The organism is Acinetobacter sp. YH12249 (assembly GCF_013417475.1).
Lineage (GTDB): Bacteria > Pseudomonadota > Gammaproteobacteria > Pseudomonadales > Moraxellaceae > Acinetobacter.
The window spans coordinates 1-25,514 of sequence record NZ_VPDX01000023.1; the positions used below are offsets into that span (position 1 = coordinate 1).

The 25,514-nt window shown below is 41.5% G+C and carries 25 protein-coding genes; 14 read left to right on the plus strand and 11 right to left on the minus strand.

The window, feature by feature from the left end:
- Nucleotides 1-334: 334 nt before the first annotated feature.
- Nucleotides 335-1,399, minus strand: a complete 1,065-nt coding sequence (locus FTV25_RS12065; RefSeq protein WP_034590228.1) for an amidohydrolase — start codon at nt 1,397-1,399, stop codon at nt 335-337.
- 107 nt (nt 1,400-1,506) lie between these two features.
- Nucleotides 1,507-1,902: a DUF3144 domain-containing protein gene (locus FTV25_RS12070; protein WP_004786347.1), complete on the minus strand. Its 396-nt coding sequence runs from the start codon at nt 1,900-1,902 to the stop codon at nt 1,507-1,509.
- Nucleotides 1,903-2,012: 110 nt separating this feature from the next.
- On the opposite strand from FTV25_RS12070, the gene FTV25_RS12075 reads away from it, so the two are divergent.
- The gene (locus FTV25_RS12075; protein ID WP_004786345.1) at nt 2,013-2,645 is read left to right on the plus strand and encodes a hypothetical protein; all 633 of its coding nucleotides are present in this window, start codon (nt 2,013-2,015) and stop codon (nt 2,643-2,645) included.
- Nucleotides 2,646-2,667: 22 nt separating this feature from the next.
- On the opposite strand, the gene FTV25_RS12080 is transcribed toward FTV25_RS12075, so the two are convergent.
- Entirely contained in the window at nt 2,668-4,119 is a 1,452-nt protein-coding gene (locus FTV25_RS12080; protein WP_180003960.1) for a CYTH and CHAD domain-containing protein, read from the minus strand.
- Between the two features lie 120 nt (nt 4,120-4,239).
- Nucleotides 4,240-5,697 carry an inorganic triphosphatase gene (locus FTV25_RS12085; protein WP_180003958.1) on the minus strand — a complete coding sequence of 486 codons (1,458 nt, stop codon included), beginning with the start codon at nt 5,695-5,697 and terminating at the stop codon, nt 4,240-4,242.
- 333 nt (nt 5,698-6,030) lie between these two features.
- Between FTV25_RS12085 and FTV25_RS12090 the strand changes: the two genes are divergently transcribed.
- The 4 genes from FTV25_RS12090 (at nt 6,031) to FTV25_RS12105 (ending at nt 9,724) form a co-directional block, all read left to right on the plus strand.
- Nucleotides 6,031-6,414 carry a DUF962 domain-containing protein gene (locus FTV25_RS12090; protein WP_159123774.1) on the plus strand — a complete coding sequence of 128 codons (384 nt, stop codon included), beginning with the start codon at nt 6,031-6,033 and terminating at the stop codon, nt 6,412-6,414.
- A gap of 835 nt (nt 6,415-7,249) precedes the next feature.
- Complete coding sequence (thiE, locus tag FTV25_RS12095) at nt 7,250-7,864, plus strand: thiamine phosphate synthase (protein ID WP_180003962.1); 615 nt, start codon at nt 7,250-7,252, stop codon at nt 7,862-7,864.
- A 45-nt stretch (nt 7,865-7,909) separates the two neighbouring features.
- Nucleotides 7,910-9,211 carry a glutamate-1-semialdehyde 2,1-aminomutase gene (hemL, locus tag FTV25_RS12100; protein ID WP_180003956.1) on the plus strand — a complete coding sequence of 434 codons (1,302 nt, stop codon included), beginning with the start codon at nt 7,910-7,912 and terminating at the stop codon, nt 9,209-9,211.
- Between the two features lie 96 nt (nt 9,212-9,307).
- Complete coding sequence (locus FTV25_RS12105; RefSeq protein ID WP_180003953.1) at nt 9,308-9,724, plus strand: heme-binding protein; 417 nt, start codon at nt 9,308-9,310, stop codon at nt 9,722-9,724.
- A gap of 53 nt (nt 9,725-9,777) precedes the next feature.
- Here FTV25_RS12105 and FTV25_RS12110 read toward each other — a convergent pair whose 3' ends face one another.
- The 3 genes from FTV25_RS12110 to FTV25_RS12120 are packed head-to-tail and all read right to left on the minus strand — an operon-like array spanning nt 9,778 to nt 11,299.
- Nucleotides 9,778-10,152, minus strand: a complete 375-nt coding sequence (locus FTV25_RS12110; protein ID WP_163166485.1) for a hypothetical protein — start codon at nt 10,150-10,152, stop codon at nt 9,778-9,780.
- Nucleotides 10,152-10,694 (minus strand): type VI secretion system amidase effector protein Tae4, encoded by a 543-nt coding sequence (locus FTV25_RS12115; RefSeq protein WP_159123770.1) that lies wholly within the window; start codon nt 10,692-10,694, stop codon nt 10,152-10,154. The genes FTV25_RS12110 and FTV25_RS12115 overlap by 1 nt, the downstream gene beginning before the upstream one ends.
- A 2-nt stretch (nt 10,695-10,696) precedes the next feature.
- A complete protein-coding gene (locus tag FTV25_RS12120; RefSeq protein WP_163166483.1) occupies nt 10,697-11,299 on the minus strand; it encodes a PAAR domain-containing protein in 603 nt (200 codons plus the stop codon).
- 245 nt (nt 11,300-11,544) lie between these two features.
- Here FTV25_RS12120 and FTV25_RS12125 point away from each other — a divergent pair, with 245 nt between their 5' ends.
- The 5 genes from FTV25_RS12125 (at nt 11,545) to FTV25_RS12145 (ending at nt 17,353) form a co-directional block, all read left to right on the plus strand.
- On the plus strand, nt 11,545-12,255 hold the full coding sequence (locus FTV25_RS12125; RefSeq protein WP_180003949.1) for a phosphopantetheine-binding protein: 711 nt from the start codon (nt 11,545-11,547) through the stop codon (nt 12,253-12,255).
- A 130-nt stretch (nt 12,256-12,385) separates the two neighbouring features.
- On the plus strand, nt 12,386-13,030 hold the full coding sequence (locus FTV25_RS12130; RefSeq protein WP_180003947.1) for an RluA family pseudouridine synthase: 645 nt from the start codon (nt 12,386-12,388) through the stop codon (nt 13,028-13,030).
- 143 nt (nt 13,031-13,173) lie between these two features.
- The gene (gene rapA / locus FTV25_RS12135; RefSeq protein ID WP_159123766.1) at nt 13,174-16,011 is read left to right on the plus strand and encodes an RNA polymerase-associated protein RapA; all 2,838 of its coding nucleotides are present in this window, start codon (nt 13,174-13,176) and stop codon (nt 16,009-16,011) included.
- 146 nt (nt 16,012-16,157) lie between these two features.
- Complete coding sequence (locus FTV25_RS12140; protein WP_004786323.1) at nt 16,158-16,424, plus strand: PAAR domain-containing protein; 267 nt, start codon at nt 16,158-16,160, stop codon at nt 16,422-16,424.
- Between the two features lie 128 nt (nt 16,425-16,552).
- Nucleotides 16,553-17,353 carry an alpha/beta fold hydrolase gene (locus FTV25_RS12145; protein ID WP_180003945.1) on the plus strand — a complete coding sequence of 267 codons (801 nt, stop codon included), beginning with the start codon at nt 16,553-16,555 and terminating at the stop codon, nt 17,351-17,353.
- A gap of 46 nt (nt 17,354-17,399) precedes the next feature.
- Here FTV25_RS12145 and fabR read toward each other — a convergent pair whose 3' ends face one another.
- Nucleotides 17,400-18,077, minus strand: coding sequence for an HTH-type transcriptional repressor FabR (gene fabR, locus FTV25_RS12150; RefSeq protein WP_004786319.1), 678 nt, complete (start codon nt 18,075-18,077; stop codon nt 17,400-17,402).
- Nucleotides 18,078-18,230: 153 nt separating this feature from the next.
- Between fabR and FTV25_RS12155 the strand changes: the two genes are divergently transcribed.
- Both FTV25_RS12155 and FTV25_RS12160 read left to right on the plus strand, forming a co-directional pair.
- Nucleotides 18,231-19,295, plus strand: a complete 1,065-nt coding sequence (locus FTV25_RS12155; RefSeq protein WP_180003943.1) for a ferredoxin reductase — start codon at nt 18,231-18,233, stop codon at nt 19,293-19,295.
- Nucleotides 19,296-19,309: 14 nt separating this feature from the next.
- The gene (locus FTV25_RS12160; RefSeq protein WP_004786314.1) at nt 19,310-20,404 is read left to right on the plus strand and encodes an acyl-CoA desaturase; all 1,095 of its coding nucleotides are present in this window, start codon (nt 19,310-19,312) and stop codon (nt 20,402-20,404) included.
- A 53-nt stretch (nt 20,405-20,457) separates the two neighbouring features.
- Here the strand turns inward: FTV25_RS12160 and FTV25_RS12165 are convergent, their stop codons facing one another.
- Nucleotides 20,458-21,123, minus strand: a complete 666-nt coding sequence (locus FTV25_RS12165) for an HAD-IB family phosphatase (RefSeq protein ID WP_180003941.1) — start codon at nt 21,121-21,123, stop codon at nt 20,458-20,460.
- Nucleotides 21,090-22,295: a DUF1615 domain-containing protein gene (locus tag FTV25_RS12170; protein ID WP_180003939.1), complete on the minus strand. Its 1,206-nt coding sequence runs from the start codon at nt 22,293-22,295 to the stop codon at nt 21,090-21,092. The genes FTV25_RS12165 and FTV25_RS12170 overlap by 34 nt, the downstream gene beginning before the upstream one ends.
- Before the next feature lie 80 nt (nt 22,296-22,375).
- Between FTV25_RS12170 and dusB the strand changes: the two genes are divergently transcribed.
- The gene (gene dusB, locus FTV25_RS12175) at nt 22,376-23,401 is read left to right on the plus strand and encodes a tRNA dihydrouridine synthase DusB (protein WP_180003937.1); all 1,026 of its coding nucleotides are present in this window, start codon (nt 22,376-22,378) and stop codon (nt 23,399-23,401) included.
- Between the two features lie 245 nt (nt 23,402-23,646).
- Nucleotides 23,647-24,324: a hypothetical protein gene (locus tag FTV25_RS12180; protein ID WP_180003935.1), complete on the plus strand. Its 678-nt coding sequence runs from the start codon at nt 23,647-23,649 to the stop codon at nt 24,322-24,324.
- Nucleotides 24,325-24,385: 61 nt separating this feature from the next.
- Here the strand turns inward: FTV25_RS12180 and FTV25_RS12185 are convergent, their stop codons facing one another.
- Nucleotides 24,386-25,429, minus strand: coding sequence for a nitronate monooxygenase family protein (locus FTV25_RS12185; protein WP_180003933.1), 1,044 nt, complete (start codon nt 25,427-25,429; stop codon nt 24,386-24,388).
- Nucleotides 25,430-25,514 lie beyond the last annotated feature (85 nt).

Sequence of the window (25,514 nt, forward strand, 5' to 3'; positions counted from 1 at the left end):
TGTTCCATTTTAGAGATTTGTTTAAGATAAGATATAACTCATTGAGATGTGTCATAGTATTCGTCGTTAGAAAACAATTATTGTGACATTATTTCAATGAGTTATCTATTTTTGTCGTGTACAGAGAATTTTTTATAAGTCTATGACGGTCTCTTTTCATTTTAAATAAATGTTTAGATGTCTATATGGCTACTTTTGCTTCGGCAAAAGTAGCCAAAACCATTTGTCATCCGCAAAACTCGTCCACCACCTTCACGAAATAAATTTATTGTAGAAACAATCCTCTTATGATGTAGTCCTACCTCAACCAGTTACGGATGACGTTTCCACGTATCTATAGGCGATAAAAGCGTTTGGCATTCTCATAAAAAACCGGCTTTACAGCATGTTCGTCATAGCTCTGCACAATATCGCTAAAGGCATCAATGATGGTGACCAGATCTGTGCTGACACGATCCATCGGGAAATTAGAAGCAAACATGATGCGATCTTTAGCGAAGCATTGTAGGGCATGCTGGATCAATGGAGCCGCGAGCTGAATCAGTTCATCTTTTTTTGCCAGTTTTCGCTCTAAATGAAAACGATGACCGAGTACAGGCATAAACAGACCGGAAATTTTGCTATACACATTTGGGCATTTTGCCAGTTCAGCCAGGTCTTCTTTCCAGGTCTGAAAAATATAGTCTCGCTGCTGTGCTGTTTGTCCTGTTGCTTTACCGACTTTCCCAAAGATGCCGGCAGGTGTGCCCAAGTGATCCAGCACAATCGGCGTTTCAGGAAATGTTTTGGCCAGATGGGCCACATCAGAAATTTGGGTAGAATAAACCCAGGCATCAAAACTTAAATTGGCTTTGGCTAATTCCTCAAATCCTTTCAGAAATTTCTTATTGCAGTATAAATGCGGTTCATCGGTCCAGGCATGAATGCCTTTATCGGCATGGAATGATGCCATTTTACGAATACCACGTAATTTAGGCGAAACTTCCTGATGTAATTGCAGCAGCTGTTTAAAGTTTTTTTGACGAAGATCAGCTGTAGCCACAATGCCGCCTAGCTGAATATTCTGTTCAGCAAAAGGCAGCCCGGCAATAAACCTGGTTTCATTAACCACGCCAGTACCTTTATGCTCATGCCAGCTTGCTTCTATATGAACAATCTGTTCCACCTGATAATGACCGATGTCACGTTTATAATTTTCAGGTAGGTAAGGCGCGGTCAGATGTTCGGTCAGACCAATGGTATCGATCACCGCTTTGGGCTTGATCAGTCGCACCATTTTGTTCAGCAGTTTGGGATGTTTGCCAAATAATTTTACGGCTGAGGCTGCGGCATGCGGTGTGGTATAAGGGTCCCATTGATGAATATGCGGATCTATAATCGGAAAGGGCAGTTGTTGCATGATATTTTTGGTCATCGTTTAATTTTTATTCATTTTTTATAGGATGAATCCAGTATTAAAGTCAAATTAGAAATCAAAGATTTAAAAAAAGCCCCGTAGGGCTTTCATTAATGATCGTGGTCGTGTTGATGCTTGTTGGCATGAAACTCTTCATTACGACGGAAACGTAAATAGTTCTCAAACTGCTCACAGTATTCATCGTAGTTATCTTCCAGCATCATCTGAAATTGCTGCAAGATATAAGACATGACCTGATCTTTAGCGTCGCGCATCTCGTTGCCATCTTTGAAATTGTTGGCAGCGACCCAGGTATTAAAGCGGGCAGTACCAAACAGCATAGCGGCGCTGACTTGGCCACGTTTTTCTGCCGGGTTTTCCTGAGAGCCTTTTTCTACACGGCTAAATTCGTTGGCCTGTTTAATAAATTCATCAGCACGTTCAAAGAATGCAGCATTTAACGCTTCTTCTTCGGTTACATCGGTTGCTTCAATCTTTTGAACCATGAATTTTTCCTGATAATAAAATCTTAATCACTAATTATAGGCAAAGCCTTGCAGAAACTAAACCTTTGCCTTAATCTAAAAATAGCCTAAGCAATAAAAATGTAAATCTCATGCAAGATGCAATTGCTGTACAGAGTCTGAAAAGTGATATTGCCTTATTACGCCAGAATATCTGGCCACCAGCAAATCTGGCCAATGTGGAAGGATTGCCAATTTATTATGGCACCAAGTCGCAGGTCGAAGAATATTACAAGCAATGGCTGGGTCTGATTGAAAGGGCACAAGACCTGTTTCAGCCTTTTATGGAAGATGAAGTTCTGGATGCGATTCATTTGCCAAGCCATTTGAATCTGCCTTTATTCTATTTTCATGTGGACCGCATCCGGATTAATAAAACCCGTGCCAAAGAATCCAAGACTTTTCGTGGCATTGCCAGCCTGATTGAAAAATGTGGGCAATTTGAACCGGAACAGATTCAGGCCATGCAACGCTGGCTAGACAGTGATGAGACAGCGGCACTTGTGGCACATCGTGAATTTGTAGATCTGCGTACTTATGTATTCCAGCATGGTCAAAGTGAATACACCCGGACTCGGTTCTATGTGAATGGCATCGTCCTCAGTGTCGAACCACATTTTGAACTGGTTGATGCCCGTGATAAGCCGCGTAAGCAGCGCAGCGATAGTTATAGCGATCCATTAGCTGATAACAATACCTGGAAAGTATATGGAAAATATCGCTAGAGCAATTTTGTCTATTTATCTCTTACCAGAATGGCTGGGTGTGAGAAAATTTTTGTAACTGCTCGGCAGCCTGTTCCGACAGATGCTGCTGTTCTGCGGTGAGCCAGCCGATGACAAACCATGCCTTGGAATGTTTTTTGGCATAAGGCCTATACAGGCTTTCTGCGACAAACAGGTCATTATAATGACCTAAAGTCTCCTGTAAGGGCTTCAACGCTTTCAGATATCTTTTGATTTCCTTTTCCGGAAACAGGCTTTGCAGAAATTCCACATTATAACGCAAGCGTTTAACCCGCTTGCGGGTTCGGTGGCGTGATTCAATATCCAGTTCCTGATAATTCTCTGCATCTGCACAAACTTTCTGGTGCAGTTTACTCAGCCCTTTACCCAAGAGTTTATGAGAGGACTTTTGCTGGTTTGCACTCTGATCCTGACTAAATTGTAGTAGCTCCAGTATCAGCTCCATCGTAGCTGGCTTTCTGAATAATTGGCTAATATCTGCCTGATCCTGTTGGGCTGGAGGCAACTGCAATACTGGTGAACCCGCAGCTTCTAGCTGAGGAAGCAGACTTTCAGCTAAAGCATCGCGATCCCGAGTAGAGCCTAATTGCTGGAAGATATTGCGTAACTGATCCTGCCATTCCTCTGGCAAATCCTGATGATAGGGCTGGAAGATTTTTAAGGCACTGCGTAAACGCCGGATAGCGACGCGGGCCTGGTGCACATGGTCACTATTGTAATTCTCTAGCGCAATCGCCGTCGCATTGGGAAACAGGTGCGTCAGACAGTTGGTGATAATTTTTTGCAAGATATGATGAATATCGTCTTTAGCTGCGAGCTCTAAGGTTGTCTGATGCTGGACCGGAAGATCAGTTTTATTATTCAGCAGAGCATAACCACGTTCAGATTTGCTGCGTACATCCAGCCATAACTGATAACGTTGAATCCAGGGTTTAACAAAATCAATTAAGTCATCAAGTTTGCCACTTTTGAGCTCAAATTCAACTTCATAAATATCCAAGGTCTGGCCATTAGAACGAATCTCACCTCTATCCAGTGCAATTTCAATCTGACTTCCTCGGTAATTTTCAATCCAGAGATCCCGCTCTACATCAGTTTCAAATTGTAGAGTCAGAGACGTATCTAGGGTGTGAAGTGCCTGTTTTAGAATCTTCCGAGCCTGTTTATGCTTGGCATAAGCTTTTAAATCACAGTTGTCCGGTGCGGTATCCAGTCTTTCTTCCAGCTCAAAGCGTTCAAATTGATGCTGGCTCGGTGCTTTTAAGGTCTGAAACCATTGCTGATCTTCCAGACGCTGCCGGAGTGCAATTTTGTGCTGCTGTAACTGCTGATCGGCAGTATCAAAGTATTTGGCACATAAATGATGTCGAGTTGGCCCGTACTGCTGAAAATCTTGTTCGAATTGGTGACGTATACTTTGCGGAATCTGGAATTTGAGTTCGATTTCTGCCATCGGGCCATTCCTTCTCGATGAAGCTCATAACAATCAATATAGACCAAACAACAAAAGTATTGTGATGTGCTTGTGCAACAAAAAGCACGCCGTAGCGTGCTTTGAAAGTCAGTTAAATACTTATTTAAGAAATTTGCGGCTGACCAGAAACTGTTCTGTCGCTTCCAGTAAGCGCTGTGCATAGACTTCCTGCTTGGCAGTCAGCCAACCCAACACAAACCAGTCACTGGCTTCCAGCTCAGTCTGCTGGATATACAGGGCAGAGGAGGCCAATGTCTGATATTCATTTGCTGCCTGCTGCGCATCATTGAGTGCCTTGCTGTATTTTTGCAGGTTTTTGACATCATAAATTGTGGTCAAAATTGGGAAGCTGAATTTTAATTCCTGAATACGAACTGACAGCTGATCCAGACTTTCAAAATTGGTAATATCAGTCTGGTTCATCTGTTCCTGCAAAACCTTGTATTGTTGCTGCAGGGTAGTTTGCGCTGCAAATTTTAATTCCAACGGTTTAGCTTCATCTGTACTTAAGCTGAAGATCAGCAATTCCAGATAGTGATGCACATTCTGAGTAGACTTCACCAGATTGCTCAGCTTCTCTTTGGCATAGAGAATATCTTTAGTCAGGTTCTCTGCAGTCGTAGGATTTTGCAGGAAGCCAGCTAGGGTGTTTTGCATGTGCTGTAAATGTTGCAGATGTTCAAACTGATGTTTAAATGCAGCAAGCTGATGCGCCCATTTGTCTGAAACCTGAGTATGCCAATCTTTAAACAAAAGTAGGGTCAGATAGAGATGATTCAAGGCCTGTTGTGCCTGATCAATATGTTCCTGCTCTGCCAATTGCGCGGAGATTGCCGCAATATTTGGCAATAGGTGCTGCATTTGCTGGGCCACCAGATGACACAGGTTTTTGCCTGCACTGTCTTTTTTGCTGATCTGGAATTCTTTGGCAAAAGTAGCGGGACTTACATTCTGATGAGTCGCTAACAAATTCCCAATTTCAGCCTTACTGCGTACATCCAGCCACAGCTGATATTTTTTGACCCATTCAAAACTAAAGGCCAGCAAATCCTGAATTGAGCCATGCTTTAACTCGAATTCAACTTCATGCACTTCCTGTTCAGCATGAGGCGTGCGAATACAGCCGATATCCAGGCTGACTTCGATTGATGTGTTTTCATATTCAATCACGCGCAAGGTACGGGCAATATCGGTTTCAAACTGCAATTGCAGCTGGTCAAACTGATCACCTAAAGCACGATTAAGCAAGGTTTGCGCTTCAGCAGACTGCTTGTAAATACTCAGGTCCAGCTCAGGAGAATATTCTAATTCACCCAGATCATGATTATGCTCGAAACGTTCAATGTGGCTTTTGCCTGCCGCTTTTAACGTCTGAACCCAACGACTGCCTTCTAATCGTTGGCGTAGGGCAATTCCATGCTGGGCCAGTTGACGGTCTGCAGTATCATAGTATTTGGCTTGAAGCAGGATCTGTTGAGATTTCTTGGGATCAAGTGCCTTAAGCAGGGCAGTACGGCGTGCCGCGGGAATCTGGAACTTGAGTTCAACTTCAACCATGATAATCATCCTGTCTATTCAATTTATTGAAAAATATTAAAAAATAAATTGAATTTTTATTCGCTTGCATGAAATTCCGATATGAAATGGAAATATTTTTTAGACTTTTGAGCGGCTGATTGTAACGAAAAACCAATCTGATGTAAGACTTGACCGATTGAAAAAAATGGAAATGGAAAAATTAAAATGCTGATCTCATTCGCTGGTTTCTACTGAAAGCATGACAATTCAATATCTAAGCCAAATTCAGGTACAGAATTACATGAAAATAAAGGTACTTTTAATTGCCTAAATTATGCGCTAAGGTGAAGAAAAAAGATCAGGATGATGATAATGAATGCACAAGTGCAGCCGAGCAATGAGATTGCAGAACTGACTTCTCCACAAATGCCGATTCATGACTATCATGAGTTTTACCGGTTTTATCTAACCGAGCATCGCCATATTATGAGCCGCCGTTTGCATGTCGCAGGCAGCAGTATCGGTTTATATTTTTTTAGCAAAGCCCTTCATCAGCGTAAAGCTAAATATCTGGCCTATGGACTACTCTCAGGTTATGCCTGTGCCTGGATTGGTCATTTCATTTTTGAAAAGAATAAACCGGCCAGCTTTAAACAGCCGCTATACAGTTTTATTTCAGACTGGCGTATGTTTGCCGATGTATTACGTGGTAACCTGAGCCTGGTCGATCGTAAGCACGACAAAATTCCAAGTTAGGGCTTATGACGTTTTATCGGATTTATGCTTAAGTATTGCAATAAAAACGATAAAAACACTTGCAAGTGTAGAGTTATTATTCTATTAATTGTTTTATTGCTTATTCAGTATTTTATCAAAGAGTATAATTCACTGAATAAATCAGTTTTCCAAGCCTGGAGCGACCTTCTCCGGGCTTTTTTTATATTTAAAAAAATAGAAAGATCTGCATTGACGTATTTTTAATTTATCTGAATGATTTAGAAAATATTCACGAGATGAATGAACCAAGTTTGAGAGATAAGATGGTCAGTTCTGCTTAGATGGGTCGATCCTTTCTAGCTTTGACACGTCTCCCCATAAACGGTTTACCCAAAGCTAGAAAGGATCTGGTAGATAAAACACAGCTTTTGCTTTTCTATTTATGTGTTGTGTTCGAACTTATTTAAATCCTTTAATGCATGTAGACCTATCCCTGAAATTGGGTATTTTGAAGTTTTCTTTAAGTTTTGTGATTAATGGTATTCAAGCAATTTTATACACAGGAATCGTAAAATCCGGACATAAAAAAATCGCTTTCAGAATTTTGCAACTTCTCCACTAAGTTATCTGCAAAATCCTAAAAGCGTTTGTCGGAGGGCGTAAGCATTAACACTTTATCATTATTGTTATAAAACCATTAAAACGTAAATTCTCGCAGTCGCCTATCACTGAAAATAGGGATATTGATCAATCACCTGTATAAAAAGTACAAATAATAATCTAATACCTGAATCGGGTATTATTCAGTGTTTAGGATGGGGAAACTCGCCCATTTATGCCTATAATAGCGTATGTATTTTGAATGGCGGCAGTCATGCGCGGTTTATATTTAATTACCAATGATGATCCTATTGAGCTTCTTCTGGCGAAACTTGAAGGTGCAATGGCGACTTATGAAGTTGCGGTACTTCAGTATCGTCGTAAAAAAGTAGCGAAAGAAGATCAGGCTTACGAAATCGAATATATGAAACAAATGTGTGAACAGTATAAAGTTCCATTTGTAATTAATGACGATTTGGAAACTGCAGTAAAATATGGCGTAGGCGTGCATTTGGGTCAGGATGATGGTTCAATCCAGGAAGCTGTTGAGCGTTTGCCTAAAAATGTATTGATTGGCCGCAGTTGTAATAACTCACTTGAGCTTGCTGAACAAGCCATTGCTGATGGGGCTAATTATGTAGCCTTTGGCGCGATCTATGCGACTGATACCAAGCCAGAAGCAGGTAATATTGGTCTGGAAACCTTAAAACAAGCCAAAAGTAAATTAAATGTACCGATTTGCGCTATTGGCGGTTTGACGGTGGAAAACTCGAAAGAGGTCATCGAGGCTGGTGCAGATCTGTGTGCAGTCATTAGTGATGTATTGGGTCGCTCAATGTCGACTGTCGGTCAACGAGTGTATGACTGGTCGGAACTATTTGCTGAATAAGCTTAATTTTTATTTCTTATTGTATTTTTGAGTTGAGTGATTCTCATGAGTTTATCTCCAAAGCAAGAACAACTATTTAAACAAGCCAATAAACATATTCCGGGTGGTGTTAACTCACCTGTACGTGCTTTCAATGGCGTGGGTGGTACGCCTATCTTTATCGAGAAAGCACAAGGTGCTTATCTGTACGATGTCGATGGCAAGCGCTATGTGGACTATGTGGGTTCATGGGGCCCAATGATTCTGGGTCATGCGCATCCATCAATCATTAAAGCGGTGCAAGATGCAGCTGTTGATGGTTTAAGCTTTGGTGCACCAACCGTGCATGAAACCACTTTGGCAGATATCATTTGCGACATCATGCCATCCATTGAATTGGTACGTATGACGAATTCTGGTACTGAAGCGACCATGACTGCGATTCGTCTGGCACGTGGTTATACTGGTCGTGACAAGATCGTAAAATTTGAAGGTTGTTATCACGGTCACTCTGACTCGTTGCTGGTAAAAGCAGGTTCTGGCTTGTTAACTAAAGGCGAAGGTGAAGCGACTTCTGCGGGTGTACCTGCTGATTTTGCCAAACATACTTTAACTCTTCCTTATAACGACATCGCCACTTTAAAAGAATGCTTTGCCAAGTTCGGTTCAGAAATTGCCGGTGTAATTGTAGAGCCAGTAGCAGGAAACATGAATCTGGTGAAACCGATTGATGGTTTCCTGCAAGCGATACGTGATGTCTGTGATGAACATGGTTCAGTCTTCATCATTGATGAAGTGATGACAGGTTTCCGTGTCGGTCTAGGTGGTGCTCAGGCACATTATGGCGTAACTCCTGATTTAACGACTTTGGGTAAAATTATTGGTGCGGGGCTGCCAGTCGGTGCTTTTGGCGGTAAGCGTGAAGTGATGGAATGCATCGCGCCACTAGGTAACGTGTATCAGGCAGGTACTTTGTCCGGTAACCCGCTAGCAATGCGTGCCGGGATCGAGATGTTTAAACATCTGCGTGAGCCAGGTTTTTATGAAAAACTGACTGCTCAACTTGAAAAACTTCTTGCAGGTTTACAAGCAGCTGCGGATGAAGCCGGTATTCCATTCAAGACCCAGCAAGTGGGCGGCATGTTTGGCCTGTACTTCACTGATCAAGAAGACATCACCAGCTTTGATTCAATGCTGAAATGTGACGTAGAAGCTTTCAAGAAATTCTTCCATGGCATGTTAAGTCGTGGTGTGAACCTGGCTCCATCTGCATTTGAAGCAGGATTTATTTCAGCTGCGCATAGTGATGAAGATATTGAATTCACGATTCAAGCGGCTAAAGAAACTTTTACTGAAATGAAAGGGTAATACAACCTCTCCCTAACCCTCTCCTAAAAGGAGAGGGAACATAAGCCCGAATTCGTTCGGGCTTTTTTATACAGATTTTGAAAATGGAAAAGACGGATGCAAACTAAACATTATTTGACCTTAAGCGATGCTGAGTTTTTATTAAATCAGGCCTATGAATATGCGCTAGAAAATGGCTTTAATGTCAGTATTGCTGTCGTTGATGAAACTGGTAATTTGCTGGCAATGAAGCGTATGGATGGTGCTTCACCGATGACAGCAAACCTGTGTCTGGAAAAAGCACGTTGTTCTGCCATTAGTCGCCGCCCATCCAAGCTGTTTGAAGATATTATTAAAGGCGGTCAGATGGGCTTTCTGACAATGGATACCTTCTCCGGTATGTTGGAAGGTGGTGAGCCGATTCTGTATCAAGGGCAGTTGGTGGGTGCGATGGGTGTATCTGGTGTGAAGTCATTTGAAGATGCGGAGATTGCACAGGTGGCGATTGAGAAGTTTTTAGCGCAGCAGAGCTAGACATTAGGCACTTGAGAATGGTGCTGACATTCTCAAGTCGAGTATAAAAATCACTATCGGATGAGATAGTGATGCTGCTGTTTAATCATTTCCTTATATTCTGTCGAATTATACAGATCTAAACAATGCATTAATATCGCAGGCATTGCGTTACTTTTATATACCTTAGTTTTAGTTTTCATGTATTGATTTATATATTTTTTTAAATTTTTATAGGCAGGTTCTTCATACGAGCCATGTTGGAAATATCCGCCCATCGCTAGAGCTGCCTCCGAACTAAGAGCTTGATCTTGAGTCATCGTCATACAATAACTAAATCCAAAATTTTTGATATTGAGCTCATCTGCATTTGATATGGATTTATTTAAATCGTTTGCATAACATGCACTCATCACTAGAAAACTAAAAAATATGGCAATAATTTTCATTATCTTAAATTCCAAAACAGAATATCTGTGGTTTTTATGCTAGGTGTATTATGAATAAAGTAACAGCTATCTCCACAATCATTTCCATTCCATAAAGTGACATGTCCAGAAGCATCTCCCCAACCAGAGACTTTAAAAACAATAATTCCTTTTTTTCCTTTTAATTGTGATGATAAATCTTGGTTATTTTGAGGCTTGAAGGAGAGATCCGCATTTCCTAAATTTTGTTCAACAAAGGTGATCATTTCGCGAACCCTCAGTAAATAAGGTTTATGATCAGCTCCTCTGACTTTATAACCTCTCGTTGACTGTTTAATTGGCATTCCACCGTAGTTGAAGGATCTACTTAATCTTAAAGCACAGGCATTTGCATACCCGGTAGGATTTTCTTGATATAAAGCGATCGCCTGGCCTCCCACCATAGAATACACATCACTTGCTGGCATCTTTACGGGATAATATTTCCATAATTCGGAAAATAAAGGTCTTTTTGCTTGTATGGTTGAAGAACGCCCACCAGCCGTTGCAGTTATACTCACCATATTTAGTATTCCGTATCAATTATTATTGTTTTTCCTTGAAAAATATTTTTAAGTAGCCCCTTACCTTCAGCATCAATATCAAGTGAAATAGTAAAAGGGTTAAATGCGTTTATTTCGGAAGGTTCTGGTTTTATTTCGATAGTAATAATATCGCCTTGTGCATAACCGGAAGTTTCAATATGCAAATTTAAGTCATCAAAAAATCTGGACTTTTTTTCTAAAAGAATAAAATTGTCTCCATAGCTCCAATAAATATTATTGATAGTCTTTACTTTTTTTTCTTCAATATATTTATCAGCTATATAGGGTGTTGATTGATCACTTTTACTTGAGACCATACCATTATTCATGACAGCCAAATCAGAAATTTTCAGGAATTTTGAACCACAAGTTGACCTGTCTCCTACTGCAACAATACTTCTACCGAGCACAACCATAAAACCCCGATTAGAAGCAAGTGCTTTGGATAGGACATTACATTTAGGACAATAATGTACCATTCCATCCAAATGCACTGCTTTCCCAGCTACCAAAAAAGAAGGATCGCCAAGAGTAATGATTCCGCCATGATCAGTTTTACAACCAACTGTTATTAATGCTTTCATTGTTATTTTTTATTAATCTTTTATAAAATTAATAATAACATAACCATATAAAATCAAAGGTTTGGTTTAAAATTCATCTAATCAGTTTGCATATAACTACTATAATGGCTGAGTGTAGATATAAGTCCTTTTTACTTTGTTTAAATCTTATCCTGCTGACTTTTTAAGTATTGAGTACCTTTCAAACTCAGTTAGCATATACCTTCACCATAAATGCTGACTGTCTTAAGCCTAAAGAGAATTCTATGCTGTATCCAATGCCTAAAAAAATCCAACTCGCACCATCTCAAGCCAAATGGCAGCTTGTTGCTACAGATTCAGTCTTGGTCTTGGTTGGGCTGCATAATTTAAGAATGCAGACCGGGATTCAAGAGACTGAGCTGATGAATAATCTGATTCAGATCAGCAATAAAGCTAAAGCACTGGATATTCCCATTGTCGACCTATATGGCGATGATTTAATGCAAGGTATGCAGCAACTTGGAGAATATGCTTCAACTCATCCACAACTGATTTTTGCTGGACAAATTACACCGATGCTGAAACAGATCTTGCCACATCTGCAAAGTGTGACAGAACAAATTTGCATAATTAATGATGCAATTTTGATGCCTAGTCAGGAACAGCATATCCAGTGGATTGAGAATATATCGGCACAAGCTTTGCATCATATGAACAGCTATAGTCTGACCCGATTATGGAACTTAAGTGCGCCGTCAGAATATGTATTGTCAACTAAAGGCATCATGTTGGCAGTAGCTGAACAGCTGGATATGGATGCGCTGGAAATTGATCCTTATGCTGATTTAAAGCAGTATGGACTGGACTCTGTAGCAGTAGTCAGTCTGGTTGGCACATGGCGTGCGCATGGTGCTGATCTGCGTTATGAAGATGTGCTGGAACACTCGTCATTACATGATTTAGCGAGCTTTGTAATGCAATCTGCACGTCGATAATCGGTAATTGGGTAATTTTCTTAAAATAATCGGAAATTTCATCGCCATTTACATAAATGCGCATTGTAATTATCACTCAAGCTTTCTATTATGGCCGCCTTGTTTTTCGCGATCAGCGTGGGATTGAACTTTGAGTAATTTTCTAACCGAACATCTGATACATCGTGATGAAGATTTTATGGTCATCCATAAGCCTGCAGGCTTACTCACAGTGCCCGGTAAAACAGAAGATTTACAAGATTGCCTGATCAATCGCCTCATCAAATTAGAACCTAAAACTTTACTGATCCATCGTCTGGATCGAGACACTTCCGGTATCTTAGTATTTGCTTTAAGCCGAGAAGGGCAAAAATCCATTTCTCGCCAGTTCCAGGAACGCCAAACCGATAAAACCTATCAGGCCATCGTGGCTGGAACATTAGAAGGCAAGGGTACAGTTGATGTGCCTGTCATTTATGATCCAAGCTGTCCACCACTGCATATTGCTGAACCGAATCATAATAAGCCGGCAATTACAGAATGGCAGGCCATCGAACATTTTGAAATTCAGAGGCAAGCTGTGACTCGGGTGAAACTGACTCCGATTACTGGTCGTTCACATCAGCTCCGTGTACATATGCAATATCTCGGACATCCGATTATTGGCGATACCTTGTATGCGACGCCAAAGCAGCAACAGCTTAGTCCACGTCTGTGCTTACATGCTGAGCGTTTAAGTTTTTATCATCCTAAAACACAACAGTTAGTTGAATTTAATTGTCCGGCTGAATTCTAGGAAATACTTGTTTAATCGACGTGAATTATGCTCACTTTTTAGTGGGCTTTATGTCAAAATACATTGCTTGAAGGTGTGAAATTTTGCTCAAATGACGTTTCGTGATTGAGCCTGATATTCATAATCTTGTACTTAAGATAAAGGTGGAAAAATTGCAGCAATTTGCTATTGGTCAACGTTGGTTATCAGATACTGAAACAGAACTCGGTTTAGGGGTTCTCATTGATGTTGATGAGCGATCGGTCAGCATTTTATTCCCAAAAAGCGATGAAACTCGCGTCTATGCTCGCAGTAACGCACCCTTATCTCGTATCGTATTTAATGCGAATGACGAACTGCAAGATCAGGAAGGTACGATCTGGACCGTTGAGTCAGTTGAAGACCGCAATGGTGTAGTGCGTTATCACGTGGTTCGTACTCTTGAAGATGGTACAGAAGAACGTAAAGCTTTAAATGAAACCCGTGTAGGTGCAACGATCCAGTTGTCTAAACCTTTAGATCGTTTACTGGCTAGCCAGATTGACTATAAAGAGTGGTATGACCTGCGTATTGAAGCCTTGCTGATGCAAGCCAATATGCAAACCAGTCCATTGCGTGGCTTGGTCGGTTCGCGTGTGGGTCTGATTCCACACCAGTTGTATATCGCACATGAAGTCGGTCAGCGTTTCGCGCCGCGTGTTTTACTGGCCGATGAAGTAGGCTTGGGTAAAACCATCGAAGCAGGTCTGATCATTCATCAGCAACTTAAAACTGGCCGTTCTGAACGTATTCTGATCTTGGTCCCGGATTCACTGCAATATCAGTGGATGATTGAGATGCGCCGTCGTTTCAATCTTGAATTCTCCCTATTTGATTTGGCTCGTACTGCATCGATCAAAGAGCATGATCCTGAACTAAATCCATTCCTGACCGAACAGCGCATTATTGCTTCTGTGGACTTGATGGTGGATCACGAAGATCTACGCGAACAGGCGATTGAAGCGGGCTTTGACCTGTTGGTTGTCGATGAAGCGCATCACCTGATGTGGTCTGAGGAAGAAGGCGGCAATGACCGTTATGATCTGATCGAAGAGCTGGCAGAGAAAACACCGGGCGTATTGTTATTGACTGCAACACCAGAACAGCTCGGTGTAGAATCTCACTTTGCACGTCTACGTTTACTTGATCCGCAACGTTTCAGTTCATTGGATCGTTTCCTGGATGAAGAAGAGCAATATCAGCATACCGCTAAAATTGCTGAAGTGTTGATGTCAGACCTTCCACTGGAAGCTGAGCATTTCACTGCGATTGAAAGCCTGCTTGGTCATGCGATTGAAGATACTCCGGAGCAACGTTTCCGTGCGATTCATGAATTGCTAGACCGTCATGGTACGGGTCGTATCCTGTTTCGTAACACACGTGAAGCGATTCAGGGCTTCCCGGGTCGTGACTGTCAGCCAGCACCATTGCCAGCGCCAGAAAACTGGTCTAAAGATGGCAAACTACGTGAACAGATGTGGCCGGAAGAATCTCAACTTGATGGCTCGTGGATGGAAACCGATCCGCGTGTAATGTGGTTGATGGAAAAGCTGCGTACTGATCTGAAACACAAAAAAGTATTACTGATTGCCCGTAGTGGTCCAGTGGTTGAAGCACTGGAAAATGTATTACGTCTGCATGCAGGTATCCGTACTGCCATGTTCCATGAAGGCATGAGTCTTTTGGAACGTGACCAGGCAGCAGCTTATTTTGCTGAAGAATCTTATGGTGCACAGATTTTATTGTGCTCTGAAATCGGTTCAGAAGGCCGTAACTTCCAGTTTGCATCGGACTTGATCCTGTTTGACTTGCCAGCCAATCCGGATGTTCTGGAACAACGTATTGGTCGTTTAGACCGTATTGGTCAGGAAAACCGTATCCAGATTCATGTGCCTTATCTGGTGGGTACTGCGCAGGAGCGTATGTTCCGTTGGTATAACGAAGCGCTGAATATTTTCAGCAACATTTCTCCAACGGCGCAAACGCTGCAAGAAAACTTTATTGTTGCCCTGAAAGATTGCTTGCTGGCAGATAAAGGTCAGGAATTTGAAGATCTGCTGGAAGAAGTTAGCGTACAACGTGAAGCACTGGAAGCCGAGTTGCAGGAAGGTCGTGACCGCCTGCTCGAGTACAATTCTTGCCGTCCAGTGGTGGCTCAGGAAATTGTCAATGCGCTTGAAGACTATGATGACAATACTACCTTGCCAATGTTCATGAAGCGTTTCATGGCATCGACCAATATCGACTTTGATGAGCAAAGCAATGGTACGGTGATCATCAAGCCAACGGATCAGATGCAGGTACAAGGTTTGACCCTGGATGAAGAGGGTATGACAGCCACCTTCTATCGTGACCAGGCTCAGATTCGTGAAGATGCTCAATATCTAACTTTAGAGCATCCATTCACTGAAAGCGTGATGGAAATGATTAATACTCAGGGCTTTGGTAGTACCAACGTTGCGGTCTTAAAGTCTGCAGCATTGCCACAAGGTTCTGTATTGATGGAAGTGTGGTTCAAGGTTGATGTGGTTGCACCAAAAGCACTGAACTTACCGTCAAGCTTGCCACAGCAGCTGATCCGTGTATTGCTGAGTGAAAAAGGTCAGGATCTGTCTCAGAAGATTGCGCCTGAAATCCTGAAACCATATCTACATCATTTAGATGGCAATAGCTGCCGTCAGGTGGTGAAAGCACGCCGTGAAGTGATTGAAGCGCGTTATCAACAGGCATTGGAATTAGCTCGTTCAGCATTGCCAAACTTCAGGCAGCAGGCTAAAGAAGCGTATGGCAATAAATGGCAGTATGAAATTGACCGTCTGACTTACCTGAAACAGTTCAACCCAAGTATCCGTGAAGATGAAATCGCACGTTTACAGAAGCTGCAAAAAGAAGGCTTGAGTTTGTTAGAAGGTTTATCTGTAACACCTGAAGCGATTCAAGTAATGGTCGTGGTTAAGCCATAAGATCTAATGAATTATGAAAGCAGCTTTCGGGCTGCTTTTTTATGGCTGGAATTAAAGTCATGATTGAGCTTTTGGTCGGGCTGTGCTAGCTGATATTTTCTGTATTGTTTAAAATCAGCACCTCTAAGAATAAGAAATAAAATATCATGTCCAAAGCATTGATCACTATTGGCGCGAAAACCAGCCATGGCGGTATGGTCACTGAATGTGAAAACTCTTTTTTAATTAATGGCATGGCGGTGCATCTGAATGGCATGAAGCATTACTGTCCCAAGTGCCAAACTACCGTGACAGCTATTGCTAGTGATTTATCTACAATAGTCAAAGGCAGGGCTGTAATCATTGCTGGAGATAAAGCCAGTTGTGGAGCCACTTTTTTGCCGATGCAAAACCTGACTATTTCCAAAAAATAATCATCTATATCCAGACATGAGTTCATAGTGACTTAAAGGTCATAGATTGATGAATTTGGTTCTGTAGAATTTTGCATTTCAATATTAAGCTTCTTTCAGACTTTATAAAGAAATGATCAAAGAAAATAATGAAACAGGTTTTGCATTTTACTCATGCCAATGGCATTCCATCGGCAAGCTATCGTAAGTTTTTAAATTATTTTCAGGACGAATATCAGGTCAAGGCGATTCCGCTGATCGGGATGAATCCAGCCTATCCAATTACCAAAGACTGGCGTTATCTAGTAAATGAAGTGATACAGGATATCCAGCAACAATCTCCAGATCAAAAAGTGATTGGGCTGGGGCATTCTTTCGGTGGCTTGGTAACGTTAATGGCAGCCTATCAACGTCCGGATTTATTTTCCAAACTGGTGATCATGGATCCACCTTTTATCATTGGTAAAAACAGTGCACTGTTTGAAGTCGTGAAAAAGCTCAACTTAAAAAGTATTGACCGTTTCACTCCGGCAGGTATTACCCTAAAACGTAAAGATTACTGGCCATCTAAACAGGGCGCCATTGCAGCACTGAGGTCGAATCGTTTATTTAAGCATTTTGATGAACAATGTTTTCAGGATTATATTGAAAGCGGGATTGTGCCTGATCAAGAGCGTGAAGGAGTAACTTTAGCCATTCCCAAACAGATTGAGGCAGAAATTTTCCGGACTGTACCGGCTTGGTGGTGGCGTACACCAAGAAAACCACCCCAGGTTCCGATACATTTAATCACAGCAGAGCGCAGCCAGTTTTATCAGCAAGGTTTACCACAAGGCATGCATAAGGTTTACCAAATTCATTATTCGGTGGTGCAGGGCGGACATATGTTTCCACTAGAGCATCCGGAAATGACGGCAAACCATATTAAAGCCAGATTGAAGAAGCTTTAATCTTGGTAATAAAAAAGACTCATAAAGAGTCTTTTTGGTGTCTAGCTTAACGGATTTGGGATTGATCCAGATGACGTGCGCCTTCCAGAATCATGCGAATCATGATCATGGTCTGTTCCGCAATTTCCTTACGGTCTTCAGGTGCCATATCGATCACATTGGCACCCATATTAAATACCAGTTGGGTAATCGCTCTGGCCGCAATCTCGGGATGAAATAATTTTTTATTATTTAGTCGTTCCAGACGGATCAGGTCTTCCTGAAGCTCCTGCTGGAAATAATTCAGTTGGCGTTCGACTGCCTGTTTATAAGATTTTGAACCAGTATAACCTTCACGTAATAACAGACTTAAATTGCCTTCATCAGCATCCAGCTGGGCAATAAAGACTTCAACAGAGCTACGGATAATACTGTTCTGTTTCGATGCTTTTAGGCGGGACTCATTGAGAATCTGACGCAGCACGATCCCGGCACGATCAATCAATTCAATCGCCAGTTCATCGATATCTTTAAAATGACGATAAAAACTGTTCGGAGCAATTCCAGCCTCACGAGCAACTTCACGCAAGCTTAAAGATGAAATACTTTTTTGTGGTCCGATCAGGTTTAAAGCAGCCTGAAACAGTTCTTCCTTGGTAATGGTCGCTTTACGGCCCACACTACGGACAATAATGGGCTCATCAATGCTTTTCGATGGTAAAGACGCGTCACTGCTTATTTTCATTGAAGGCTCATTCATGAGGTGATTAGTAAAAGGCATTAACACATTATAACGAAGGCAGTCCAGCTTGTGAAATGATTAGAAACAATACAAATGTATATACAAATATATATACAAGTGTATAATAATTAAAAATCCAAGGTGATGTCTAAAACGATGCCTGTACTCGAAAAGCTTAAAACGCCATTTAATACGCTGAAAGAGAGTGTGATTGATCCATATGCGATTAATTTCTGGATGCAGAAATTAAATCCTTTATGGTCAATGAATCAGCCCTTAGGCAAGATTGTGCGCAAAGAACATGCTGCGCAGGATATGCTGAGCCTGACGATTCGTGTCAATCATTTATTCCAGTTCGGTCAGGCGGGCCAGCATCATCCTGTATTTGTGGTGGTGAACGGCATTCGTTATGAACGTAGCTATAGTCTGACCCGTATTGATCAGCAGCATGTTTTATTGACGGTTAAAAAAGTGAATGCAGGTAAGGTTACTACCTGGTTTGCTGAACAGGCTGAAGTCGGCGATATCATTGAATTCGGTCAGCCTTTCGGTGACATGACTTTGCCAGAACAGGACAGCCCATTGCTTTTGCTTGCTGCGGGTAGTGGTATCACCCCAATGCTGAGTATGCTGGAAGCTTTAAAAGATAAAGCTGAACTGGTTGCACCAGTAACTTTATGGTACTGGGTTAAGAAAAACCAGGATGCTGCTTTCATTGCGCGTTTTGAAGAGCTGGCACAAAAGTTTTCAAACTTTTCTTATCAGGTATTTGCAACTCAGGAACAACCGGCTGCGCCGCGTCTTGATGAATCTTATCTAGACCAATTGCAAGCATTGGAACAAAGTACAGTCTATGCATGTGGACCATCAGGTTTTGTTGCGACTGCAGAACGACTGTTTGCTTCAGCGAAACTGTTCAAAAGTGAAGCATTCAGCATGAGTCTGAATGATGAAGCTGATACCGGTTTTGTCAATGTAACCCTGACTCAATCGAAAAAAATCGTCACGATTCCTAAAGGCCAGTCGATTCTGGTGAGTCTGGAACAGCAGAATATCCGACCGACCCATGGCTGTCGTATGGGCATCTGTAATAAATGTGCCTGTAATAAAGCGGAAGGTTCAACCAAGAATCTGGTCAATGGCGCACAAAATACCGAGCCGGGTAATCTTTTAAAAATTTGTGTTAACTCAGCGCAGACTGACCTTGTCATCGACTTATAAGCGAGTTTTATCCTATGAATATGCCAGTAAAATTACAGTATTTTAAAAATCCTAAAAACCGTGAACTGACCCAGTCTGAGCTAGATGAACTTGCACGTGAGCTTGATGCCATCAAACAGGAAGTGCTGGATGATTTAGGTGAAAAAGATGCCAAATATATCCGTCGCGTATATTCGAGCATCCGTTATTCATCGATTGCAGGTCGTGCCTTATTATTTGCAGGCTGGTTTCCGCCAGCATGGTTGTTGGGTACAGGCTTATTAGGCTTTGCCAAAATCATGGAAAATATGGAATTGGGTCATAATGTCATGCACGGTCAATATGACTGGATGAATGATCCGAAGCTCAATGGCCAGACTTACGAGTGGGATATTGTCGGAACTTCAGACAACTGGCGTCAAACCCATAACTTCAAGCATCATACCTATACCAATATTAAAGGTATGGATGATGATATTGGTTATGGCTTGTTGCGTTTATTCCCTGAGCAACGCTGGAAACCAGGCTATTTATTACAGCCAATTTACAGTATTCCATTTTGCTTGTTATTCCAGTGGGGCGTGGCTATTCAAAACCTTGAATTGGGTAAATACTTCAAAGGCCGTAAAACCAAAGAGCAAACCCTTGAAGAATGGAAGCCAATGCAGCGTAAAATTGGTAAGCAATTATTCAAAGATTATGTATTCTTTCCATTAATTGCAGGTCCTGCAGCATTACCGGTATTGACAGGTAACCTGGTGGCAAATGGCCTTCGTAATATCTGGACTTTCAGTATTATTTTCTGTGGTCACTTTACCAAAGATGTAGAAGTGTTTCCGAAAGCTGTGATGGAAAATGAAAGTCGGGGTCACTGGTATATGCGCCAGATTCGTGGATCTTCAAACTTGACTGGTTCTGAAGCGTTTCATATTTTGACTGGACATTTAAGCCATCAGATTGAACACCACTTATATCCAGATGTGCCTGCACGCCGTTATCGTCAAATGGCGCCAAAAGTAGAAGCAGTATGTAAAAAATACGGCTTAAACTATAATAATGCCAGTCTGGTAAAACAGTATGGCAGCGTGATTAAACGTATCGTGAAATATGCGTTTCCGTTTAAGAAGTAAGATGGATTTCAATAAAAAACCGCTGTTCATAGCGGTTTTTTATTATTCTCAGTTTAATTAATTATTTTAAGCTCAGACTCAGATAAATTCATTTCAAGTAGTGGAAGTACTTTATCTCGTCCTTCCAGATAAGCATAATGTGCAAGGCTTAACATTGCCTCATCTTCTTCGCTATTTCCATAAGCATAAATTTCAGCATAATCTTCTAAATTATATTTTTCCAAGATTCTACTTTTCTTCTGATCCTTACTACAATCAGGTGTGTTGTATAAACCTGTCATTTTGCCTGTCAGAATTTCTACTTCACTACAAATCAGGTCAATGCCTAAATAAGTACAAACCGGTTTTAAATATAAATCCAGTGAAGCAGAAACGAGAACGACTTGATGCCCGAGTTGCTGATGTTGTCTAAGTTGCTTTAATAGCTTGGGATTTAATCTTAAAACAAGCTGCTGTGCATATTCTTCGGCAAGCTGCTGAATTTCATGCGCATGACTATTTTTGAACATGGTGTAATACAGCTTTGGGCGCATTGCATGAGCAGGATAGAGCTTAAGATAGTAAGCCTGAATCCAAGGCAGAATACGAATGCCACGTTTTAAAATCTGCCTTTTCTTTAAAGCATAGAAAATGAACCCTGTAAAACTGTCATAAGGATACAGGGTTCCATCAAAATCAAATAAGGCTAGAGTTTTATGTTTTTGATGCGGCGCATGCATGTTTGATAACGACCATCGACACGGCTGGCAAACCAGTTAGTATTATACTCACGACTCAATTTTGGGCCTGAGATCACGACTTCTGGCATCATTGCATACATTGGTTCTTTACCGGTTTTTTCTTGATAAAGTTTACTGATGCCACGATAAGTCATAGTATCTTCAAAATCTTTAACTTTTTCTTTTTTTAAATCCGCTCGAATCTGACGTTCAGTAATAATAAAATTATTTTTTGCAAAAACGCTGATGAGCTCTCGTTCAGATTGACTCTTTTGTGAGCGAATCGCGCCATCTTTAGTATATAGTAGTAAATCGCCATCCAGGCTCAATTCGGCATCGGTTAAGCTATTTAACATGCTCTGGAATGCTGCATTACGGCTGGAATACATCCCAGAGTTATAATCAGCAAAACGATAAATCGGTTTTTCATAATCCGCAGGGTACATCATCAATCGATGAATCCCATAATACAGTCCACCATACTGGCTATACAGGTCACTACGCAAATCAGCAATACTGCCCCCTTGACGTTTATATTCCTTGGCATAGCTGATATGAACCTGCATGGAACCCAAAGTTGTAATCGGATTCATTTTTTCGCCAATATTTTGTCCAAATAGTTTGGCTGCACCTGTCAGTGCACTTACATGATAATGCTTGGCCATGTAATCAAAGATTTCACGATAAAGTTCATCTAATTGACGTTCGGTTTTGACCCGGCGCATCTGGCTTAGATAATTGTCTTCTGGGCTTGGATGGTTTTTCAGTACATCCTGGAAATATCCTGCAACTGTTCCACCGATACTTGCACCGAGTTTATCTTTAAATTTTTCTTCCAGACGTTCCTGAACTTCTTTAACGGCTTTCTCACCAAGACCAGGAACTACCGGGTCTGCATTAAAGTTAGATTCCTGATCGACAACTGCCACGATTGAACAGATATTCTCTTTGGTTTGTGGAATACCGAGCTGGTCAGTGATGTCATAAATATCTTGTGCCCAGGATTCACGCTGGCTGACACGACCTGGAATGGCTTTACGAATATGTTCAACTTCAAGAGTTGGTTCATCATTTGACCACCATGAACCATTGCCACACCCTACAAGGCTAATAGATAAAGCAAGTATGGATACGGACTTAAGAGAAAAAACTTGAGCAAAATATTTGTTCATGGTGTCGTAAATAAATTGAAAAGATGAGTGAACAAGGCAGATGCAGTATACTATGCCCATCAGAAAAGTGATGAATTTATATGTATATTGGTCCCTATCAACTGTCAAATAATTTGATTGTCGCTCCTATGGCAGGTGTCACCGATCGTCCATTTAGAACCTTATGCAAGTACTTCGGTGCGGGTCATGCGGTCAGTGAAATGATGACTTCTGACAAGACCTTGCGCATGAGCAAAAAGAGCTTATATCGGGCGAATTTTGATGGTGAGCTGGCACCAATCTCAGCGCAGATAGCTGGTTCTGATCCGCATGACTTAGCTGAGGCAGCACGCTATCAGGTCGCAAATGGGGCACAAATTGTTGATATCAATATGGGATGTCCAGCAAAGAAAGTCTGTAATAAGCTGGCCGGTTCTGCCTTGTTAAAGGATGAAGATCTGGTTGCACGTATTTTAGATGCAGTTGTTGCTGCAGTTGATGTTCCTGTGACTTTAAAAACCCGTTTGGGCTATCTCAACGGTCATGAAAATATTCTGCGAGTTGCAAAACGTGCTGAAGACGCGGGGATTGCAGCGCTGGCATTACATGGTCGTACTCGTGAAGATATGTACCTCAATACGGCACGTTACTTCTTAATCAAGGAAGTGAAAAGAATACTGAATATTCCCGTGATTGCGAACGGAGATATTGATAGCCCTGAGAAAGCCAAATATGTACTGGACTATACAGGTGCAGATGCCATTATGATCGGCCGTGCTGCACAAGGCCGTCCCTGGATTTTTCGTGAAATTGCACACTATTTAGAAACTGGAGAGCATCTGGCTGCGCCAAGTATTGCTGAAGTGAAAGATGTGTTATTAGGACATCTATCTGAGCTTTATGAATTTTATGGTGAATATTCAGGTTGCCGTATTTCGCGTAAGCATATTGCCTGGTATACCAAAGGACTACGTTCGAGTAATGAATTCCGTCAAAATATGTATCAAGTAGAAAACACTGCCGATCAATATAAAGTGGTGGAAAACTATTTTAATGGATTACTGGAACATGGACATATCATGAGCGATGTACAAATAGATCAGGTAAATCTGTTAGAAACTAAATAAAAAGATAGATTTCCTACTTATTTCAAAAGGTACTGTAGTAAATACAGTACCTTTTTTATCTTATAGCTAAAATTTTATATGCTTCCGTTACATTAAAGACTGTAGTGAACATAGCCGCATATTAAGTTCACTGAAACTGGACATGACATGGACATTGTTTACGTGAAATTGCTCTAAGCTGAATTTCTAGCATGGCAAGATGTTTATTCAATCTTGTTCATTCTCATGATCAAGGGAGATCTATAATGACAAATACCAATCGTCCAGTTACAGACTTTGGCAATAAAACCTCGACTGAATTACCAGAGGAACGTAGTGACGCATTAAATCAAGATGCAACAGATGCCAGTGCTCGACCAGATTTAAATTCACCTCAAAAAGATAATCCTCGTGTGCCAGATATGAATGAAGGTGAGGATAATATACTTGCTACCAGTGCAGGTACTTTAGGCGGGGCAGCAGTTGGAGCGACTGCCGGTCTGGTAGGTGGTCCTCCAGGGGCAGTAGTAGGCGGTATCATTGGCGGTGTTGTAGGCGGTATTGCAGGGAATGATATTGCTTCACCTGATCATCCGAAACAAACGGATAACTATGAGCATCCAGAAAATCATCCAGAGGCAGATAATTATCAGCATCCGGACACGATTAAGCAGGAAGATGATTACTGGAGAAATGAGCATACCAACCGTCCGTATTATACCGAATCACGTACTACTTACAGCGACCTAGACTATGATCGTGACTATCGTGGTGCTTATCGAGTGGGTTATGAAAACCGTCCACTATATGACCGTCAGACTGACTTCGAACATGCCGAACCTGAATTACGAACCAAATGGGAACAGGTAAAAGGTGAATCCCGTTTGAATTGGGAAGAAGCAAAATTTGCGATCAAAGATGCTTGGCATCGTATGACTCGTTAAAGAATCGATATAAAAAACCTCTCCGTGGAGAGGTTTTTTATTTTTAAAATAAAGATTTTCTTTATTTCTGTTTCATTTCCAGTACTAACTGATTAATTAAATCAGAGGCTTCCATCTCACGAATTTGAGCCACATTTGAACCCGCCCAAAACGCGCCATAACCCTGATCACCATGCTTAGATGCTGCTGCATGTAACTGCTTAGCCAAATCATAAGTATATGGATAGGCAGGAACATCCAGACGATTAGGTGTATCTACTTCTATGTGCCAGTGATTAATAATACCACGCGCTGGACGGCCGGAAATGCTGGCACTAACTTGAGTCAGCGGCTTGGACAGTAGCGCTTTACGATAGGCGTCATTGGCATTGGAAGATTTGCATTGAACAAATGCCGTGCCCAATTGTACTGCTTCAGCGCCAAAGTCCATCATCTGACGGGCTTGTTCACCATTCATAATTCCGCCTGCAGCAACCACCGGCAGTGAAAAATGCTGTTTCATCAACTTAACCAGATTAGAGGTTTTGACTGAGGCATCAAACTTGGTACTAAAGATACCCCGGTGACCTCCAGCCTCAATGCCTTGAGCAATGATGATATCAATCCCTGCCTCTTGAATGGCTTTCGCCTCAGCAAAATTGGTGGCAGATACCATCGTCAGAATACCTGCATCTTTTAGAGCCTGAACCTGATGCGGGAGGGGAATGCCAAAATGAAAGCTGACCGCACATGGTCTGGTTTCCAGAACCAGATTCAGGAAGTCATCATTGTCTTTAAAACTTGGGTAAATACAGTTCAATTGAGTGGGTGGATTAATTCCGTATTCAGCAAATTTATCTTTAAACTGGTCAATCCAGGCCTGGGCTACGTTTTCATCAAGAGGCTGGCTGTCATGACAGAAAAAGTTAACCTGAAATGGACAATCTGTAAGTTCCTGAGTTTTTAAAATCTGCTGACGCGCAGATTCTACGCTGCTGGCTCCCAAGCCGAGCGAACCCAGACCACCTTGATTTGAAACTTCCGCTGCCAGTTCAGGTGTCGAAACGCCTGCCATAGGGGCCAAAAAAATAGGATGTTTTATTCCAAGTTTTTCTAATAAAGACATAGATTTGCTCCCTGTTACTCTACCTACTTTGCCTATAGCCGCAGAATTAAGCAAATCATATTGGTTATTTTATTTTGAAATAATG